The organism is Streptomyces sp. NPDC047049 (genome assembly GCF_040643995.1).
In the GTDB taxonomy this organism is placed as follows: Bacteria; Actinomycetota; Actinomycetes; order Streptomycetales; family Streptomycetaceae; genus Streptomyces; species Streptomyces mooreae.
Map to the genome: position 1 here is coordinate 56792 of NZ_JBEYVM010000019.1, position 19102 is coordinate 75893.

At 68.8% G+C, this 19102-nt stretch carries 20 protein-coding genes; 9 read left to right on the plus strand and 11 right to left on the minus strand.

Features of this window, described 5'->3' with window-relative positions:
- Positions 1-33: 33 nt before the first annotated feature.
- The 7 genes from ABZ851_RS30205 to ABZ851_RS30235 all read right to left on the minus strand — a co-directional run bounded on the left by ABZ851_RS30205 (position 34) and on the right by ABZ851_RS30235 (position 5754).
- A complete protein-coding gene (locus ABZ851_RS30205) occupies positions 34-1155 on the minus strand; it encodes a hypothetical protein (protein ID WP_361134108.1) in 1122 nt (373 codons plus the stop codon).
- Positions 1156-2380: 1225 nt separating this feature from the next.
- On the minus strand, positions 2381-4129 hold the full coding sequence (locus ABZ851_RS30210; protein WP_361134112.1) for a DUF2637 domain-containing protein: 1749 nt from the start codon (positions 4127-4129) through the stop codon (positions 2381-2383).
- On the minus strand, positions 4126-4395 hold the full coding sequence (locus ABZ851_RS30215; protein ID WP_361134115.1) for a hypothetical protein: 270 nt from the start codon (positions 4393-4395) through the stop codon (positions 4126-4128). The genes ABZ851_RS30210 and ABZ851_RS30215 overlap by 4 nt, the downstream gene beginning before the upstream one ends.
- Before the next feature lie 153 nt (positions 4396-4548).
- On the minus strand, positions 4549-4746 hold the full coding sequence (locus tag ABZ851_RS30220) for a hypothetical protein (protein ID WP_361134118.1): 198 nt from the start codon (positions 4744-4746) through the stop codon (positions 4549-4551).
- Between the two features lie 34 nt (positions 4747-4780).
- Positions 4781-5038: a WhiB family transcriptional regulator gene (locus ABZ851_RS30225; protein WP_361134120.1), complete on the minus strand. Its 258-nt coding sequence runs from the start codon at positions 5036-5038 to the stop codon at positions 4781-4783.
- Positions 5039-5152: 114 nt separating this feature from the next.
- On the minus strand, positions 5153-5629 hold the full coding sequence (locus tag ABZ851_RS30230; RefSeq protein WP_361134123.1) for an ATP-binding protein: 477 nt from the start codon (positions 5627-5629) through the stop codon (positions 5153-5155).
- The gene (locus tag ABZ851_RS30235) at positions 5629-5754 is read right to left on the minus strand and encodes a hypothetical protein (RefSeq protein ID WP_361134125.1); all 126 of its coding nucleotides are present in this window, start codon (positions 5752-5754) and stop codon (positions 5629-5631) included. Before ABZ851_RS30235 ends, ABZ851_RS30230 begins: the two co-directional genes overlap by 1 nt.
- A gap of 733 nt (positions 5755-6487) precedes the next feature.
- Here ABZ851_RS30235 and ABZ851_RS30240 point away from each other — a divergent pair.
- The 3 genes from ABZ851_RS30240 to ABZ851_RS30250 all read left to right on the plus strand — a co-directional run bounded on the left by ABZ851_RS30240 (position 6488) and on the right by ABZ851_RS30250 (position 9762).
- The gene (locus ABZ851_RS30240; protein ID WP_361134128.1) at positions 6488-7300 is read left to right on the plus strand and encodes a GntR family transcriptional regulator; all 813 of its coding nucleotides are present in this window, start codon (positions 6488-6490) and stop codon (positions 7298-7300) included.
- Complete coding sequence (locus ABZ851_RS30245) at positions 7297-7827, plus strand: GNAT family N-acetyltransferase (protein WP_361134131.1); 531 nt, start codon at positions 7297-7299, stop codon at positions 7825-7827. Before ABZ851_RS30240 ends, ABZ851_RS30245 begins: the two co-directional genes overlap by 4 nt.
- A 786-nt stretch (positions 7828-8613) precedes the next feature.
- Positions 8614-9762 carry a protein-L-isoaspartate O-methyltransferase gene (locus tag ABZ851_RS30250; protein ID WP_361134134.1) on the plus strand — a complete coding sequence of 383 codons (1149 nt, stop codon included), beginning with the start codon at positions 8614-8616 and terminating at the stop codon, positions 9760-9762.
- Positions 9763-9870: 108 nt separating this feature from the next.
- On the opposite strand, the gene ABZ851_RS30255 is transcribed toward ABZ851_RS30250, so the two are convergent.
- Positions 9871-10416: a GNAT family N-acetyltransferase gene (locus tag ABZ851_RS30255; protein ID WP_361134137.1), complete on the minus strand. Its 546-nt coding sequence runs from the start codon at positions 10414-10416 to the stop codon at positions 9871-9873.
- The gene (locus tag ABZ851_RS30260) at positions 10401-11678 is read right to left on the minus strand and encodes a hypothetical protein (RefSeq protein ID WP_361134140.1); all 1278 of its coding nucleotides are present in this window, start codon (positions 11676-11678) and stop codon (positions 10401-10403) included. The genes ABZ851_RS30255 and ABZ851_RS30260 overlap by 16 nt, the downstream gene beginning before the upstream one ends.
- A 196-nt stretch (positions 11679-11874) precedes the next feature.
- Between ABZ851_RS30260 and ABZ851_RS30265 the strand changes: the two genes are divergently transcribed.
- The 6 genes from ABZ851_RS30265 (at position 11875) to ABZ851_RS30290 (ending at position 16293) form a co-directional block, all read left to right on the plus strand.
- Positions 11875-12168: a hypothetical protein gene (locus ABZ851_RS30265; protein ID WP_361134143.1), complete on the plus strand. Its 294-nt coding sequence runs from the start codon at positions 11875-11877 to the stop codon at positions 12166-12168.
- A 273-nt stretch (positions 12169-12441) separates the two neighbouring features.
- Positions 12442-12645, plus strand: coding sequence for a hypothetical protein (locus ABZ851_RS30270; protein ID WP_361134146.1), 204 nt, complete (start codon positions 12442-12444; stop codon positions 12643-12645).
- 395 nt (positions 12646-13040) lie between these two features.
- Positions 13041-13976, plus strand: coding sequence for a hypothetical protein (locus ABZ851_RS30275; RefSeq protein WP_361134149.1), 936 nt, complete (start codon positions 13041-13043; stop codon positions 13974-13976).
- A 22-nt stretch (positions 13977-13998) separates the two neighbouring features.
- Positions 13999-15156 (plus strand): GntR family transcriptional regulator, encoded by a 1158-nt coding sequence (locus ABZ851_RS30280; RefSeq protein WP_361134152.1) that lies wholly within the window; start codon positions 13999-14001, stop codon positions 15154-15156.
- A gap of 185 nt (positions 15157-15341) precedes the next feature.
- Entirely contained in the window at positions 15342-15569 is a 228-nt protein-coding gene (locus tag ABZ851_RS30285) for a helix-turn-helix domain-containing protein (RefSeq protein WP_361134462.1), read from the plus strand.
- Between the two features lie 250 nt (positions 15570-15819).
- Positions 15820-16293, plus strand: coding sequence for a hypothetical protein (locus tag ABZ851_RS30290; RefSeq protein WP_361134155.1), 474 nt, complete (start codon positions 15820-15822; stop codon positions 16291-16293).
- Between the two features lie 137 nt (positions 16294-16430).
- On the opposite strand, the gene ABZ851_RS30295 is transcribed toward ABZ851_RS30290, so the two are convergent.
- Positions 16431-17240: a nucleoside phosphorylase gene (locus tag ABZ851_RS30295; protein WP_361134158.1), complete on the minus strand. Its 810-nt coding sequence runs from the start codon at positions 17238-17240 to the stop codon at positions 16431-16433.
- Positions 17237-19042: a radical SAM protein gene (locus ABZ851_RS30300; protein WP_361134161.1), complete on the minus strand. Its 1806-nt coding sequence runs from the start codon at positions 19040-19042 to the stop codon at positions 17237-17239. The genes ABZ851_RS30295 and ABZ851_RS30300 overlap by 4 nt, the downstream gene beginning before the upstream one ends.
- Positions 19043-19102: the final 60 nt, after the last annotated feature.

Sequence of the window (19102 nt, forward strand, 5' to 3'; positions counted from 1 at the left end):
GGGGCGCCCACGGGGCAGGGCTGAGCGGAGCGGTCAGCGACCGGAGTTCCACATGCCTTCGGCGGCGGGGCCCTTGCGGGGGTTGGTGTTGTGGCTGATCTCAAGGTTGTGTTCCTCGACGAACAGCGTGGCGGCCATGGTCGCGAAGTCCGCTGCGGCCCGGAGGTTGCCGGTGATGATGCCGAGCTCGTTGGTGACGCGGTCGTCAACCGGGTACTGGTCGCGGGTGCGCTGGCGCAGGACGTCGACAGCGTCGGCCAGGGCGGTCAGGCCGTAGCCCATTCCCTGGAACTCGGACCCGACCTGCATCATGTGCACCGGCGCGTAGGCCCGGTAGAGCACGCTCATCAGCACGCAGCCGGCCTCCAGGCGGCCGGGCGCGAACATCGCTCCCTCCGGCGCGTCCACGGCCAGGGGCGTGACGTTCCACATCCACTCATTGGTCCGCGGCTCGCGGATGCGCTGGATGTCGAAGTCGTGCACCGTGCGGAAGAGGACGACCATGTCGTCGGCGCGGCGCGCGGTGTTCAGCAGGACCTGGAAGGCCTCCGTGAGCTTGGTGATGGCCTTCTTGGAGCACGGCATCCGCTCAGCCGAGGCCACCGCCATGTAGCGGATCGCTTCGGCGACGGCGCGGATGCCGTTGGGCAGGCCGGCGTACTCGGCGGCTACCTGCATCATGTGCGTCGGCCGGAAAGCGGTGTAGCCGTCGCGGGCGGCGTTCATGGAGAGGGCGAATTTGCTGTTCTTGCCGTCCAGCACCGCGGTGCCGGCGACGAGCGAGGAGCCGCTCATGGGGTGGGTGTCCCTTCGGGGGTCGGTGACTTTCAGGGTCAGGGCGTCCGCCTGGGCCTCGTTGTCGTGGCGGGTCTTGGAGCGGCGGAAGAAGAAGCGCCAGATGCGGCCGGCGACGTGCATGGAGAGGGCGTAGCCCGTAAGCGGGTCATGGTGGTTGCGGATCACGCGCCAGGTGCCCCAGATGAGGCCGAGCGGGACTGTGAGCAGACCGCCGAGGGCGGCCAGCGTTCCCGCACCGGTGCAGCGGGCCCAGTGCCTCAGCTTTCGGGCGGCCAGACGGCGAAGTCGGTAGAGACGACCGTTGCCGGTGGCCCGCGTGGTGGCCGCGCCGGCCAGCTGGGCCAGGCGTCGGCGCAACCCGCCACCAACGTTACGGAGCCGCTGCCAAAGCCTCTGGCCGCGGCCCCCTTTGGCGCCGGTCGACCCGGCGGTTGTGCCTTTCGTTCCGGTCGTCGAAGAGGACTTGCCGCCAGGACTTGTCCCGGAAGTGCCGGCGGTGCTGCCAGCGCCGCGGCGGGCCTTGTTCGCCCAACTCTTGAGAGTCTGCCACGCCTTGCCGCTCTTGGACTTCCCGTCCCCCGGCCCCTTCTGGGACTTCGGCTTGCCGCCGTTCGCGCCCTTGCCGGAGCCCTTGGCACCACCGGTGTTGCCGGCGCCGCTCGTGCCGGCCGGACCGAACAGACCCTTCCCGTTCCGCCTCCCACCCGGGGGCCCCGGCCGGGGGGAGGTGCGGCGGCCCGGCCCGCCGGAGCGACGTCCGCTGCTGCCGGACCCGCTCGACTGCCCGCCGGCGCCACGCGGGCGACCCGATCCGTCTGTGCGAGTGCGGCGTCCCCGCCCACCGCTCCGCGTCAACCCGCCCGCGCCCGAGCCGCTGCCGGAATGCCGGCCCCCGCGCGAGGACCTGATGCCGGCCGTACGGTCAGCGGCCCGGCCGGCCGCGGAGGTGGTGCCACGTCGCTTTCCGCGGGCCAGGGCGGCGGCCCCGACGGCCCCTCCGGCCAGGCCCGCGGCGACGAGTCCGGGCACACCTGCCGCCGTGTAGGCAGCACCTGCTGCCATTCCGGTTACGTTCGTGCCGTGGATGATCAGAGGGACCGCGCGGGCCCTTCGGCGCCGCTCGGTCCGAGGCTCGGGGACCGGTTCCGTCGGCTCCTGGACCACCGGCTGCAGGACGTATTCGCCTTCTGCGTCGGCGTCACTCTCGAGGACTTCGGGCTCGGTGGCCTCGGCTTCTGCCACGTCGATTCTCCTCACTTTAAGTAGCGGAGAGGAGAGGCGAGGAGAAGCGAGAGGGCGGAAGCGCCCCCCATAACCCCTGTTGGAGGGGCCATAGGCGGGGGTGGAGGGGGTTTCCAGCTCGCTTCGCGTCGCCTCGCCTCACCTCGCCGCTACTTTCCGTAGCTATGCGCTGGGGGCGTTCTTCGGTGTATCGCAGGGATGTCGGGCTGCCAGCCCAGACGGTTCGGGGTGGCTGCGCATGTACTGTCCGGCGGCCTGACTGGGGTGCATCACCGTGTGGTGCGCGGTGTCGGGCAGTCGAGGTCAGGCCGCCGGAAGCGGCTCTGTCGTGGAATTCCGCTTACATCCCGGGCAGGAGTTCCTGGGCCTGAGGGTCGGTCAGCAGCTCCTGCGCGCGGACGATGCGGTTGTGCGCGGTGCCGACGGACACTCCGAGTTCCTCGGCGACCAGTTCAACCGTGATCGCGCGGTCACCGCGAGCGCGGATCATCGCCGCGACGCGGAGGGCCTGCCATTCAGCCGGTGTCAGCTTCGCCCAGGACGCCAATTCAGAGACTCGCGTCTCGTATTCAGCGGCGTGGGCACGCTTTTCAGCGGCCTCCTTGGCGGCCTGGGCTTCCCGCAGCTCGGAGGCAGCGATCTCTTCACGCGAAAGCTGGGCCTCCTCTTCCGCTTTCAGCGCCTGCGCGTCACGTTCAGCGGCTCGGCGTCGGGTTTCAGCGGCGTGTTCAGCAGCTTCAGCGCGTGCCTTCTCGTCCTCGGCGGCTTGGCGCTCCTGGAGGATGGTTGCGGCCTTCAGGTCGGCCTTCTCCTGGGCGGCACGGCGGGCATTTTCAACCTCCATCCGCCGCTCTTCCTCACGGGCCTCGTTGACCAGCCGCTGCTGCTGGATGTGCCACTCTGCCTGCGTCTTCTCCGCCTCGATGAGGGCGAGCGTGCGCCGCTTCTCGGTCTCGTCGGCCAGCTCCTGGGCGCGGGCCTCGGCACGCTCTTGAACGAGGTCGAGTTCCGCCTGACGCTCGGCCTCGGCCAGTTGAAAAGCGGCCTGGGCCTTCTGAATCTCGGCCTGCGCGGCCTGCTCGGCCCCCGCCTTGGCGATCTTCAGTTCGCCCTCGCTCTGAATGCGCCGGACCTCCGCCTGAATCTGCGCGTTGCGGATCTGAACGTCGGCGTCGACCTGTTGAATCTGTGCCTCGGCCCGCTGAAAGGCCGCGGCGGCCAGGCGCTGCTGCTCGCGCACTTCCTCAAGCAGCGGCTCGGCGAGGGCCTCTTCCACTGAAAGTCCGACCCGGGCCAGTTGAAAGGGAGCGAGCTCCTCCTGAGTGGCCTGGCTCCGCCACCGCCGGGTGCCGTACTTCGCGGCCAGGCGCTGCTTGTAGACGAGCCAGTTCTTGTGGAGGGCGAGAGCCTCGGAGTAGGAGGTGATCTCGTCCAGCCGCATCAGCTTCCAGATGCGGAATGTGGTGGTCGGCGCCAGGATCCAGCGCTCCAGCCGGATCTTGTCCATGCCGGGCACGCCCTCGGCCTCGCCGATATGTGCGGCGTACAGGTGCGCGGCGATCTCGGAGAAGACGACCCAGAGGGCGGCAAGCGCCGCATGCCCGATCTGGGCGGGGATGGTGCCGGCTGCTTCCCAGTTGAGGTAGATCGTGACGTAGGTGCCGGCGCGGGGCACCCACTTGACCCACCACAGCTTTTTCTGGGCGCGGATGAGGAGCAGGTTGACGATGCCGAAGGCCAGGATGCTGGCGTCGATGCCGACCGGCAGCATCCATGGGTCGGTCCACTCCCAGCCGCCCTGATCTGCGGGGAGGGCGGCCTTGGCGTAAAGGGCGCCGAAGCTGGAGTAGAGGCCGATGGTGGCCACCCCGGTGCCGATGAGGACACCGAAGATCGCCAGAGCGATCTCCCAGCCGGCGTAGGCACGGGAGGACTTCTCCTCCGGCGGCGAGTCGCCAGCCGCAGTGTCGTCGGCCGGCTCCTCGTGCTGGGGGGCGTCGGGGGTGGTACGGGGGGTAGTGCCGGGGACGACGCGGTAGTGCTGGTGCTCGTCGGTCTCCGGCTTGCGGGTGTCGACGGGGGTACTCATGTGCTGCTCTCCGGGGCGTCGGGCAGGGGCGGGTGGTAGGGGGCGAGAGCGAGACCGACGCACAGGCGGACGGCGGTGAAGACGGCCAGGGCGACGACGAGGTGGACTGCGGTGGCGCCGAGACCGTTGGCGAACAGGTCGAACAGGGCGAGCACCGCTGCGGTCAGTGCGATGGAGGTGGCCACGAGCGACGCGAAGCTCCCGGGCAAGGGGGCGTTCTGGTTCGTCGGCTGGCTCGTGTCGGGGCAGGCGGCGGCGGTGCTCACAGGGCGCCTCCGCTGATACGGTTGAGCATGCGATTCGCTCCTTCGCAGCGGTCGTGAGAACAACAAGAAGAGGCCCCCGGCACGGGGCCTCTTTCTTTGTGGGAGCACGCCGTTCGCGTGCCCAGTCCGGTGAGCCGGTGGGCCGGCCGAATGTCAGCTGCGGTACTCGCGCAGGTAGGTGGCCAGCAGGATCTTGGCGGTGGCTTCGCTGCTGAGGGCGGTGGTCGCGGGCCAGATGTCCTGATACTGCGGAATCTGTTCCAGCAGCCTGTGTGCCTCCAGGACCAGGTGGTCGGGGTGGGCGTCGACCTGCCGGAGCGGCGAGGTGAGCCGGCCGAGGAGTTTGCGCATGGGTTCTGTGTCTCCTGGTGGGTGCGCGAGCAGATCAGGCAGAGGCGCGGCGGGCACGCTTGCGGGCGGCGCGGCGCTTCAACGCGCGGCGCTCTTCCGGGTCCAGGCCGCCGATGACGCCGTGGGGCTGGCCGGTCTTCAGTGCCCAAGCCAGGCACTGGTCCATGACCGGGCAACGGCGGCAGACGGCCTTGGCCTCTTCGACCTGGAGCAGCGCGGGGCCGGTGGTGCCGATCGGGAAGAAGAGCTCGGGATCCTCGTCCCGGCAAACGGCGCGGTGGCGAAAGTCCATGGGGATTCCTCTCGTTCGTGAGGGGCGAATATGGGTGTGAGCGGTGGGCGGGAGTCGGTGATCGCGGCCGCTGGCTGCGGTTGACCTACCTCTCCCGCCCAGCCCGAAGGGCGGTCAGGGGGAGGGGATCAGGCAGTGGATCCGCTTGCCGATGGCGGTGACGTTCACGTCGACGGCCTCGCAGAGCAGGTCGATGATGGCCAGGCCACGGCCGGACTCGGCGTCGGAGCTGTCCAGCGCGCTGGTGTCAGCCTGGGGGAGGCGGGTGGGCTCGGGGTCGGTGACGTCGAGGTCGATGCCCTTTTCTCCGGCTCCGACGGCGACGATGAGCGGGACGCCGTCTCCGCAGGCTCGGACGGCGTTGCCGACGAGCTCGGAGAGGACCAGCTGCACGGTGTACACGGCCTCGTCGGCCACGCCGGCGTCCAGCAGGAACTGGTGGACGTCACGCCGAAGGGCGCTGAGGGCTTCGGCTCCGGCGGTGAGATGCGTCGTGAGTGTTCCGTCGCCGCGCCGCGTGTAGGGGTCAAGGTTGGTGGGCCGGGGTTCCGGCTGCTCGGTGACCATCGTTCCTGTCCCGTACGTCGTCATCACCGGGTGCCTCCAGGCTTGCTGGCGAGGGCACGGCGCAGGGCCTCTTCGATGAACGGGTCGTGCGGGGTGTCGTCGTCCTGAGCGGCGGTCGTCAGCTGGGCGGATGCCATGATGGAGGTCATGGTCGAGGTCCTCTCTCGCGGTGGAATCGACCGACAGCGGCCCCGGGGTGCATCCCGGGGCCGTCGCCGTTGTGCGTGTGAAGGTCTGGCGGTCTGGCTGCCACGAGTGGCCGCAGCCGACGACGCCGCGCCTGGTGGCGGGCGTCGACGACTGCGGTTACTGGTGAACCGTGCGCGTTTCCAGCGCGCTTGACCTCAGTCGATGCGGACCGCTCGCGCCCGAGGAGGTCAGTCCCAGGCGGTCGTGGCGGCGGAAGGTTGCCGCACCGTTCTCTAAAGCCGGTTGCGCGATACGTCGTGGGCGTGAGCCCTTTCTCGGCCGGCTGGTCTCCACTCGCCTCAGCCGGTGCTGTCACGGCTGTCGTGATGCGGTGGATCACTTTGTGAAGTTCTCAAGGAACAGCCGCTTCCTTCGAGCCCCTGCCGTAGCCGGGGCCTCCGGGCGGACCGAAATGCCATAGAGGCGAACTGGTGCTCGAATGAGCGCCCATGCGCCTGGCGACATATCGGGATGCTTCGGGTTGATTCTGTCGATCACCCAGCAACCTGACATGTCAGGTTGCTGGCGAGACGACCGTAGGCCGTCACCTGTCACCCCGTCAAGACCTGACATGTCAGGTTGAGTTGAGTGAGGGTCAGCTACGGCAGAATCAGGACTCGCATGCCCTGCACCTCGGCCAACTCGAATGCACTGCAGAAGATGACCTGACGTGTCAGGTTGTAAGGTGCGCCCATGACGACGATGAGCTCGCGAGAAGCGGAGAGCAGGTGGTCGGTGGAAACCGCCGCCGGCGATCTACGCACCCGCATTCACGCCGGCGAGTTCCGCCGCCCCGATGGCTCTCAAAGCCGGCTACCGCCAGCAGGAACCCTGGGCAAGCAGTACGACCTCAGCCGGCAGGCCATGAACCAGGTGATCGCCAAGCTGCGCAGCGACGGCTTGGTGGAGACGCGCCCCGGGGTCCGCGGTGCCCTGGTACGCGACTGGCAACCTCTGGTCTTTCTTCCCCAGCAAGAGTTCGAGGCCCAGGCCGGCCCCGAAGCCGACCTGCTCACACGCCTCGTCCAGGCCGCGGCCCGGAACGGCGAGTCACGCATGGATGTCGTCACCGCCGAACCGTGTGACGAGCGCATCGGTTCCAAGCTGGGGCTACGCCCTGGCGAGCACGTCGCTGTACGCCGACGCACCAGCATTGTCGACGGCGTGCCCGCTCTCACCGATGACAGCTTCGTACCGCTCCGTCTCGTCGACGGAACGGACTGGATGTCGCAGGGCAGCGTCGACCGCGGGACGAACAAGGTCCTCGCGGAGCTGGGTCACGAACTCGTCCTTGCCGTCGATGAACTGAGGCCGCGGTACACCACTGACGAGGAGAACGTCCGGCTGGGACTCGGCGCTGGCGGATCAGTGCACGCCATCGAGCTGATCAGTACCGGATTCGACCGCGAAGGCATGCCGGTCCAGGTAACCGTGCTGACGCTGCCTGGCCCACGGAACACCGTGGTGTACAAGCGACGCAGGCCCAAGCCCCAGGACGGCGAGTGAAGGTCACCAAGGCCACGCTGGATGACATCGGCAGGCTCCAGCAGTTTCGCCGGGACGCCGCCGCATGGCTCACCGCTCGCGGCAGCGACCAATGGTCCACCTCATACCCGGAGGGCCTCCTCCGCGCGAGCATAAAAGCAGGCGATGTCTTCCTCTTCTACGCCGACGAGAGGGACCCGGTCGCCACCGTCACTCTGGACACCAACGCCGATCCGATCCTGTGGCAGCCCGAAGAGATCCGCGAGCCGGCGCTCTACGTCCACAAGCTCACCCTCGCCGACCCGGGCGGCGGGAACGGCCTGGGAAGCCAGATCCTCGACTGGTGCGGCGACCGCGCAGCGAAGGCCGACGCCCTCTGGCTGCGGTTGGACGCCTGGACCACCTCCACCGGCTTGCACACCTACTACCGCTCACAAGGGTTCTCCCATCTCCGCACCGTCCACGACGAGCGGGCCTACAGATCCGGATGGGTGGCTCAACGCCCCGCCGAGTTCCGCGACGTCGGCTTCGACGGCCCCGAAGAATGAACCGGTAGCACTCGTGGATTGCCTTACTGGAGGAGCACGTGCGGCCCGCACCCTCGCGACGCGGTTGTCTGCGTGCCCATGTCCTGCGGAGCTGAACATGAGGCTCTACGAAGCGCCGGTCATGGCCAGCGCCGACGGCTTCGCGGCCGCATACAAACGTGTCCACGCTCGTGCCGGAGGTACTCCGTGAATGCCGAGGGTGCCGCCGGCCTGCTCCACCTGATCGCCGCCGAGCCGGCGCTGCTGCCTGCGGCGCCCCACGGCGCGGCTGGTGCCGACCTGACTCGGCGGGCCAGCGCCGGTGAGCACTTGTGTCTGGGGTGCGGCAATCCAGCCACCGCAGCGATCATCGTCAACTCAGGTACGGCAGGACCACGTTGGCTCGACCTGTGTTCCGACTGCTGGTACACCGTCCGCTTGGCCAACGACGTGGAGGGGCCGGCGTAACCTCCACAGCGATCGAAGCGACTCAAGCCCTGGACCTCGTTAACGTCGGCCAGTCGACACCGCGGCACCACGTCTTGACGGGGCGAACATGCGTACACGGATCATTGCAGGTCACAGCATGACGTGATTCGGCCACAGCGCGCGGAGCCCTGGCACGCCATCCAGCATCTGCACCACGATGGCCCAGACGCGTTCACCTCGACGAGAGGAATGCCCGTGGGTGACCACCGCAAGCCGGCCAAGCCGCTGAGTGAAGGCAGACCTCCGCCCGGCAACAGCGACGGGCGTGTGGAGAAGCCGCCGCCACCCTCGGGCACGCGCCGGAAGTAGGCGGACAGCATGAACCGACTGCCCGACCTTCAGTCGCGCCTTGAGCGCGCCATGCAGGAACAGGGCCTGTGGCCGGCGGACTCCCCGTGGGTCCGCCCTGCCATGGAGAAGTTCCCGCGACACCGATTCGCGCCGGATCGGCTGTGGACCTGGGACGGCGACGCATACGTTCCCGTCGACCGCTCGACCGATCCCGAGGGATGGGCGGAACTCGTCTACGGCAGCCCCGCGGACTCCACCATCACGCAGGTCATCGACGGCCTGCCGACGTCCAGCCTGAGCTGCGAGGAAATCGTGGCCGACATGCTGGACTCGCTGATGCTGGAGCCTGGCCAGGCCACACTTGAGCTGGGATCGGCCACCGGCCGCAATGCCCGGCTGCTGGCGCAGCAGGCCGGGCCCGGCCTGGTCACCACCGTCGAATTCGACCCGACGTTGGCGGCTGTCGCAGCAGCCAACATCGCTGCGACCGGTGGAGGCGTCGATGTGCTCACCGGGGACGGCGCAGCGGGCGCTCCCGGGCGCGGACTGTTCCTCCGGGTCATGTCCACCTACGCCGTCGACCGCATCCCTTGGGCGTGGATCCGGCAGACCGCTCCGGGTGGCCGCATCGTCACCCCCTGGGGCCGGCTCGGGCACGTGGCGTTGACGGTCGCGCCGGACGGCCAGTCGGCGAGCGGATGGATTCAGGGGCTGGCCACCTTCATGCCGGCCCGTGGCACCTCCCAGGGGTCGGAGTGGGACGAGGCTCGAGGTGGCCGCGCCCCGGCTGTCGAGGCGCCGTTCGCGCCGGACGTGCAGCAGCTGCACCAGGACGCGAGTCTGCTGTTCGCCCTTCGGGTCATCGCTCCCGACATCCGCGTCCGCACGGCCCTCGACAACGGGGCGATCAACGTCTGGCTGCACGACGGTCACACGTCATGGGCGTCGATCGAGGCCCCCGAGATCGGAGGTCCGGCCGTTGCCCGGCAGGGCGGTCCGCGCCGCTTGGCCGCCGAGCTAGACGTGGCCTGGCACGGCTGGAAGGCCGCTGGCACCCCGTCCCTGTGGGACTTCGGCATGACGCGTACGCGGGATGACCAGTTCATCTGGGCGCACGACGCCGAGACTGGCCCCCGCTGGTCGACCACCACTGCCAGCCCGCTCCGGGCGGCCTAATGACGGTGCGGTGCGGGGTCCGCACCGCACCGCGGTGGAGCGGCTTCGCCGCTGGTACCTGAAAGGCCCGCACCTGTGCTGGTGCGGGCCGTTGAGGGAGGCGCGGGGTCAGATTCCGGCCTTCAGGTCAAACATCATCACGGCGTACACCGGCGAGTCAGGGAACGGCTGCTGTTCGCCAACCTTCCTGTATCCCCACGATTCGTACAGCGCCTGCAACTTCGGGCGTTTGGTGTCAACGGTGAGCACGGCCAGAGCCTCATTCCGGGCGCCGAGAAGTGCATCGTGCAGCTGCTGACCCAGTCCGTGCCCCCGCCACTTCACTCGGAGCATCAGCTCCGAAACCGCGAAGGTGGACGTGTCCGTAGGTGCGGGATCCACGTAGTCACGCCACCACTCCCGGCCGGCCTCGGCTGGTGCACCGTAGGTGAAGCCGATCGCCTCCTCGTCGGCGTCGTAGGCGATGACGCAGAAGAAGCCCGGTTTGCCGCCCCAGTGATCCACGAACCACGGAAATCGCTGTACGAAGTCCTCCGTCATCCGATCGCCGTAGGCATCGGCGTGGACGTCAAGAAGCGTCTGTCGGATCTCCGCGAGGTCGGAGTGCGTGTAGTGCCTCAGTGCGACGTGTGCCGTGGTCACGCAGTGCTCCATTCGGATCGGTATCGGTCGGCCCACTCCTTGGCCGCGGTGGCACCCGGAGCGATGGTGAACAGGTGGCGGTGGAAGTCGCCGAGGACGACTCGCAGGCGCCCCGGAAGGGGGTGGCCGGCCATCAAGGCGAATACGTCCGCCGTTGTGGTGCACGCCTGCTCGATCTCCCCTTGGTGAGCCTGGGCGAGGGCTAGGCGGGCGGTGGCCATGGCGCGGTTGCGGCGGTACTGCGCGGGCAATATGGCCAGGGCACGGTGGGATGACCTCTCCGACTCTGCGGGGGCCTCCAGCTGGTCGTGGACGATCGCCGCGAGGGCTTCCAGTTCCGCTGGTCCGTAGAACGCGATCCACCCTGGGCGCGGCTGCTGCTGAGCCTTAGCCAGGGCTTCCTGGGCGTAGCCAAGGGAGCGCCGTGCGGCCTGCCGGTCCCCGCGGGTGGCGTGCGCTACAGCAGCGCGGGCATGGCCGAGAGAGCTGAACATCGGATCGCGGCGCGTGATCGCCGTAGCTTGTGCCGCCTGCGCGGCTGCGACCGCTTCGCCGTACTCGTTGCGGTGATGGGCGAGCATCGCCCATGAGTTCCACACCCGCATCACCGCCGTGGCGTCCTGCGCCATCCCTGCCAGACGCAGTGCCTCGTCCAGATGATCCTGCGCACTGCCGAGCTGGCGGGCGTCGAGGCTGGACCACGCAGCCAACGAGGTGTATTCGGCAGCCACGCTGAAAAGCCGCTGCCGGATGCGTTGCGTTGCCGAGCCCTTTTGCAGGTCGAGGGTTTCGCGGGCGCCGGCGAGGGCGGCCTGCTCCAGCGCGGCATGTCCTCCGCGGGCCTGGTCGATGGTGGTGAGTTTGGCCAGACCCTCGCGGGCCCGGAGTACGTCAGAGGTTCCTACGGTCGATCGTGCGGCCATGAGTGGCGCAGCGACGGCGGCGGCTGCTGTGGCCGCGCCGCAGAATCGGCGACGGTTCACGTCGTCCTCCGGTGGCACTAACGGGGAGGTGGCGGCCGGGGGTTTTCCCCGGGGTACGAACCCTAGAGCGGTCGGGTCCAGGCCGGTGACGGCAGTCAGAGCCTTGCGAGTCACGCTGTTGGGCCAGGTGACCCGCCCCGCCTTCCAATCACGGACGGTTCGGCCGTCGTACCTCCCGGGCTTTCCGGTGAGGTCTTCAAGCGCCGAATTCAGCTCCCTGGCCAGGCCGTTTGAGCTGAATTCGTGTTCCGCCATCCACGCCACCAGCGGGGCGTTTCGTGTGGCATCCATGTACGCACCGTAGGGCCTCGTCGCCCACAGCGAGGTAATGAATTGGTCAAGTCCCCCTAGGTCGCGCGAGCAGCACCTTGCGAAGTCCCCTAACTGCACGCCTCTGAAAGGCAGTTAGGTGTCGTGAACGGCCTTGGTCTCGTCTTTCCCCCGAGAGGGGGCGACGAAGGCACACCGACTCGACAGCGAGGCGACGATGACCACTCGCACTCCCAACGCACAGCCCCTGGGCTTGGGGCACATCGACCATCCCCTCCTCGGCCACCTGGTGGTCGACCACGCTCATGGCGACCGCATCGGCGTCCTGCGGGCCGTCGCCCCGGACGCGGACGGCACCAACCTCAAACCGGTGCTGCGGATCCCCGCGACTCCGCCGGTGGCATGGCTGGCGCCGAGGCACGGCGGCCTGGAGTGGAACACGGACCCCGACGAGATCGAGGCCGTCGTGGGTGATCTGCCCATGACGGCCGGCGGCGGGTCGTCCCTGTGAACGGCGGACACGAGACAACGGCAACGTCGAGGCCGGCCAGCCTGCCGCGACGCGAGCCGCAGGAGGCCGCCCGGAGGCTGAACTCGGAGCACGAGGAGCGGATGAGCGAACGTCCGCCGGATCTGTTCCGCGTCGCTCCCCGAGAGGTCTGGACGCGCCTCCACCAGGTGCTTACCGACAGAGAGGCCGACGAGTGTCGATGATCATCGGCTTAGGCATCCTTGTCGGGTTCGCTGCCCTCGTGCACTGCGGCCCGAAGTGGAGGAAGCGGAAGTGACCACGACCGAGGGCAGGAAGAGCCTGCCGTACCTCCTCCGGTTCGCTGCGCGACACCCCTTGAGGACACTGCGGCGCAATCAGGGCAAGGCCATCCGCCGCACGGGCGGCTTCGGGCTCGGCCAATGTGTCGGGTGCTCCCTATTCGTGATCGCCGTCGTCGGCTGGCTCACGGTCCAGTACGTCACGCACCTCTCCTGAAGCCCGTCTCCCTCGCAACTGGCCACAGTGCGGGGGAGACCTTCCCGCCGGGCGTCCTTCGCTCCTGAGACACCGCACCCCCGTAGCGGCCCGTCCGGGAGGGGCCATCGAAGGGCGCGGCCCCGCTCAGGGACACATCGCCTTGCCTGCGGTGTGCGGAGCGGGCGCCCCGGCCGCCGCCCTCTGGGGAGGACAACGGCGGCCGGCCGGCCCTCCAACCCCGTGCCCGCCGCAGGCCAAAGCGTCCGGCGAGCACGGTGTTCCGCCCTCCTCCGGCCGGTCTGCACGGCTTCCCCGCCGGCCGGCGGAGGGCACGGCCCGAGTGCTGCCCAGCCGTAGACATCCGAGACAGGTAATTCATGAACCAGTGCCAGCATCGGCCCCAGGGTCCTTCAGTGGGCTCCACGAAGCCCCCCACCAGCAGCACGTCGCCGGGGGAAGAGGCTGAACCGACCTACAACCCGGCCGACCCGCAGAGCGCGCCGAAGCTAGTGAACTTCCACCTTCGGCAGCTCGGCCTGGGCGAGCAGTCGGTGGACACGGGGAAAGGGTACGTACAGCGTGTGCTGCCCGATGGACTCGGCTGGTGTCGTGCGCTGGCACTCACCGAAGCCGCGTGGCCCGAGGGCACCGAGCTGTGCGTCCTGGTGCACTGGTACCCCGATGCGGCGCTGCGGCGCAACACCAACACCGGCCGAGTACCGCCGAGCGCAGAGGAGCACTGGCGTGACCGCCTCACGGCGACCGCCGACGCCCTGGAATCCCTGGGGTATGTGGTGGAGCGCAACGGTCCGCCCCGCTCTCCGCATACTCACTGGTCCGCCGAGTTCCTCGTCTATCGGATGGCCCCAGGAGTCGCCCCTCTCCGGCTGTCCCCCGAGGCGTGGGCCGGCGCGGAGCCGAACCCGCCCCACTACCAACGCAGCGGGTGGTATCCCGACCCTGATCCGGTCCGCGAGATCGAGGACGTTCTGGGCGAAGCGAGCGTACTGGGGCGCTGCCGGTACTCATTCGATCCCGTACAGCCTGCGACGTCTGGCGTTTGCCACGTGGGGTCGATCACCCAGACCGTCTGGCCCCCCGATGCCGAGCTCTGCGCGTGGCTCCGGTGGTGGCCGGCCGACGAGTTCGAGCGCGCAGCAGACACCGGCGTCGTGCCGCCAGGTGCCCATGAGCACTGGATGAAGCAGACCAAACGCGTCCAGGACGCCCTGGAGCAGGCCGGATACACCGTGCGCTGGCGTGCCCGCCCCTGGGATCTGGCGACCGAGAATTACGCGGACGCCCTGGTACACCGCCCGAAGCAACAGGGGGCGTCTCGCAGTGAGTAAGCCATTGCGTCACACGGAACCCATGAATGAAGCCGCCGCGGTCGTCGGCACATCGGTAGACACTCGTCGCGCGCTGCTCGATGCCACACGGCGTCTTGGCCATATCGGTGGGATGCGTGCCGCTGCCTCACCCGCGGCCGTCGCCATCGCGTACGACCATGTGGCCCAAAGCCTCGACAAGTGGCTGCGATTGGCCGAGAGACGCCGTGAAGAAGCCGCAGGGTCGCATTCGGACCGGGCGCGGTGGGACCGACTCATCAACGCCGTGACCCGCCCGAGGAGGCCGTCGGATACCTCCTACGAGGGGCTTGTCCTCCAGGTGAGCAGTGCACGAGAACTGCTCCGGGCGCTGATCAGCACGGAGCCGCCATCTCTGCCCATCGCCGAAGTAGCGCGGCGGATTGACCAGCAGATCGCAGCTGGCATCTACGCTCCCGGCACATCGCTGTCGATGCGCTCGATCGCTGACGTGCTGTGCGTGCCGGTCGACAGTGTCAGCTTGGCCCTGTCTGACCTCGCCCGCAGCGGCACGATCGAGGCAGAGGGAACCGGACGGTTCCGCATTCCGCACCCCGACGGCGAAAGCCGTGCCCGGCAGCTCGCCAACTGGCTGAGCGAGCTGGTCGCAGCGGGCGTCTACCCCGCTGGCTCCGCTCTTCCACGCCGTCGGGAACTCGCGCGGGTCCTCGTCACCTCGCAGGAACCCCTCAGCGAGGCTCTGTGCCTCCTCGTCGAGGACGGGACTCTTGAGTGCGACCCCCAACGTCGCCCCATCGTCCGCGCCTTGAAAGTGCCCGGCCACACCACAACTGGGCCGCTGCCCCGGCTGACCGAACCTGCACACGACGTAAACCCAGCCAGCATCAGAGAGACCGTTCGTACGGTCCATGCCTGGTGGACTTCCCGGCTCGCACCGCACCCGTCGCGTGTCGATCGCTGCATCGACCAACTCTGTGCGACTGCACACCATCTGGAGATCCGCGCCCGGAGCGCTGCTGGTGCCCCGGCCGCTGAGGAACTGAGGTCCGTGATCGCGCGTATGAAGGTCACCGCGGCGGCCGTGCGCCAGGCAGCCGGCGAAAACAGACTCTGGCGCACGGCCTGCCTTGCCACGGCCGTACGCGACGTGCTCGCCATCGTCGAACGGCTTGAGGGCTACGCCGAGGGGAGCGCGGCATGAGGACCCCGCTCTGTCGCGAGTCGATGACCGTCAGGTGCCAGCCCTGCCCGGCTGGGAGCCCTTTCCCGCGTCGACAGCCTGGACGCGCCCGCTCTACCTCCCTGCCGGTGCCCTTGAGCCAGCCATGCCCGCCACCGCAAGACCGCGCCGGAAGGTCAACCACTGTGCCTGACCAGCAGACGCTCATGGATGTGCCCCAGCTTCAGAGGGGCGTCAAACTCACCGGCCAAAATCGCAAGGCATTCATATTTGTCGCGGCCCGCGCCTACGAGGACGACCACAGCGTCCGGGCCATCTCCGAACGCTGCCTGCGCAGCACCGCATTTGTTCGGACGATCCTTCACGAGGGCGGAGTCGCCCTCCGGGCACCTGGAAGCGGCGCACGCGGACGTGATGGCCACCCACGCCGGTGATCGGCCGCGCACGCACTGCCGCTCCGGAGCACGCGCATGAGCCGTCGCACCCAGCTCTGGGCCAAAGCCGTCATGGGCCTGGCGTTGATCGCAATCATCTACGGCATCGGCGCCAGCGGCGCCCACCACTGAAGGGGTACCGATGTTCGCCACAGCACCCGCAGCGCCGCCATTGGACGGTGCACCACCGCCGGCGCGCCTATCGGCGTCCACTCGCGGCACGCACGTAGGCATCAGGAAGGAGTTGGTCATGGGTCGACTGCAAGGCACAAACCTCGTCATCACCCCGCTGACGAACGCCGAACAGCGCGTCCTCGAACAGCTCTCCTTCGGGCACGGCCCCGGCGATGGGTCGACTAACCTGGTCATGCAGCCCACCACGTTCAACCGCCACTCAGCTCAGATCGGTCTGAAGCTCCAGGTCAAAGGGCTCGCCGTGAAGGTGCAGATGGGCTTCGTGACCGGCCAGCTCCCCCTGCCCGAGGCGAAGGCGGCCGAGGCAGAGTTTGACAAGACGGAGCGCCGGCTGTGGCGGGCCCTCGCGCTGCACGCCGCCAGCGCCGACATCGCCAAGGAAGCCAGCATCGAGCCGTTCGACCTTCCCGGCGTGGTCACCACCCTGCTGGAGAAAGCTGGCGCGGCCAACGAGGCGCATCTGATCCGTCTTGGGCACGCGTACGGCGTCCTCACCCAGCACGACGTGCCGCCGCCGCGCGCCGCCTGACCGTCCCTCTGCGAGCCACCCGGGTGGACGGGCCATCGCCATGCGTAGCCCACAGAGCGGCTGTGAGGTCGGGTGGCTCGGGGATTCACGCCCCCGAGCCACCTGACCCGCTGGGTGAGCGAGGGTGCGCATCCGGATTACCGGGCACACCAGACGGTGCCCGTCGCTGTGCCGATGAGGGTGCGTGTGGCGGCGTCCAAGAGCGCGCTGAGTCCCATGCCGGTGCGGGGCGAGTCAGTACGTGGAGTCCGTTGGGCCAGGGAGTCCGCGATAGCAAAGGCGGCTGCGGCCGGGACCTGCCGGTAGCGGGCGACGGCGAGAACCCCCGCAGCCTCCATGTCAGCCATCAGCACCCCTTCGGCCGCGTACTGGTGCACTTCCGCGGCGGTCTCCCGGTACAGGGCGTCGGTCGTCCAGGTCCGGCCCGTCCGTGCATTGAAGCCGAGTGCGGAGATCTCGCTGGTAAGCCGGGCGGTCAGCGGACCGTCCGGGGAGGTGTACCGGGCGGGCGGCAGGTAGTGCCGGGAGAGGCCTTCGTCGCGCAGGGCTTCCCGGCAGACGACGAGGTCGCCGGGGGCCAGGCCCCCGGTGAGGGTCGCGGCGGTCCCGATCGTGACGACGGCGGGAGCTCCGAGGGCAATGAGCTGCTCGACGATCAGTCCGGCGGCTGGGGCGCCGCGCCCGAAGCCAGAGCAGAGGACGACGTCGTCCCTGGTCAGGTGGAGATCGGCGGACACCCAGCGGCCGAGCGGCCGCACGCCGCCGTGGCACAGGGCCGTTCGGGCCAGGGAAGACTGGTAGAGCAGGACGATCCCCGCGGTGTGGCTGAGGCCGGCGCCCGGGTAACGGCTGCGGATGAACGCGGCGTGCTCGGCGGGGTCGCACAACGCCTCGACGGTGTACTTGCCGGGGAAACACGGCACGCCGTCCGCAGATGGGCCGCTCACGCGGTGGCCACGCGCTTCTCGAGCGCGGCCGCCAGTTCCTGCTCCTTGTACGGGTCGACCTCGTTGACGGTGTGCCAGGGCAGTACGGGCTCGTCGAAGTGCCGCAAATGCCGTTCGAAGTCGAGCTTGTGGGCTGCCAGGGCGTCCAGCAGGTCCTCGCGGGAGAGAGCGGCAAGGTCGGCGCCGCTGTCGTACAGGTCCTCAAGCACGTGGCCGACCCGTCTGTCTCCTCGCAGGCAGACGGCCTCCAGGTAGAGGCGGTTGGTCTCCCCGTACCGGACACGGTAGTTCTGGTCGAAGGCCTCCTGGCCGACGAGGCCGCGCAGCCGGTCGGTGATCTCCTGCACGTAGCCGTCGATCAGAGCGGGATCGGTCATGGGCAGACGCTGGGCGGGGGTGCCGGGCTCCGGCATGAACTGGTGCAGTTTGACGATCACGGAGGCATCGGGACGGCCGAGGCGTTCGCGGATCTCGCGGGCCCGGTCGGCGATCGCGAGGCGGTCTTCTCGCCGCTCGCCAGGTGCACCGATGATGAAGTACAGCATGATCGTGTTGATGACGTCGGAGGTCTCACGGCACCGGTCGATGGCACGGTCGACGCGTTCGGGCGGCATCGTCTTGCCGTACAGGGCGACGAGTTCGGCGTCGGCGAACTCGGGGGCGATGGTGATGATGCCGCGAGCCTGGGTCAGGCTGAGTTCGGTGAACAGGTGACCGAAGTCGCCGAGTTCGTTGACGTCGCGCAGGTAGGCCGGCGTCATCTCGTCCGCCCGTACGGACCCGATGATGGTGCTCACCTTGATGCCGCGGTCTGCGGCCCGGTCGCGGTAGGTGCGGATGCGCTGCAGCAGCTGCTCGCGGTGGCGGTACTGGGTGAAGGTGGGGGCGCTGATGATGATCTGCGGGACGCCGAGCTCTTCGAGGTGGTCGATGTAGGCCAGGAGCGCCTCCAGCGGAGCTTCGCGGAAGGGCGGGACACCCAGGGTGCAGAAATCGCAGGCGTGGCGGCACCCGAGGAGCGGGATCACACCGGCAGCGGTGCCGTCGGTGATGGGATAGTAGAAATGCGCGACATGGAGTTCGGCAAGCGTGAGCCACTGGGCGCACACCATGTCAGGGACCATCAGCCCCCGGGGCCTGACAGCACTCACTCCTCCCCCGGCGGCCAGGTCGCACTCGTACATCGACGGTACGTACAAGCCCGGGATGCGGGCGAGTTCCTCATGCAGGAGAGCGGCTGGCTTGTCGCTGGCTCGGTGGGTGTGGACGGTGCGGATCAGATCCGGCAAGGACTTCTCGGCCTCGCCGAGGGCGACGACGTCGAGGTAGTCGGCCAAGACCTCGGGGTTGGCAAGCCCGCCCTGACCGCCGATGACCAGGGGGTGGACGCCGGGTGTGCGGTCAGCGGTCTGACGGGGGATGCCGGCGAGGTCGAGGAGCCGGAAGACCGAGTGCAGGTCGCCGGCGTTGGTGACGGACACCCCGACGATGTCGGCCTCGTTGACCGCTATGGCGGACTCGATGCTGCGGTAGGGCTCGCCGGCGGGGGTGACGAGCCGGTTGCCGTCGTGGAGGAGGCAGTCGTACTGCACGGCGCGCTCGGCGTAGGCGGGCAGGGTGGTGTCGCGGTTGACGAGGTCGTACAGCGACATCGGACCGTTGCACATCAGCGAATAGGTGTGTCCGTAGGGGAAGAGGAACACCATCCGCAGGTCGTCGTCGCCACGGGTCGTCGGGTACGGCTTGCCGAGCATGATCTCGCGGCTGCGGATCTCGGCGGTTTCCAGGTCGAGCTGGGACATGATCGGCTTCCTTCATCGTCGCCGTGGGCAGCGGGGACGGCTTGGGGCTGGTGGGCTTAC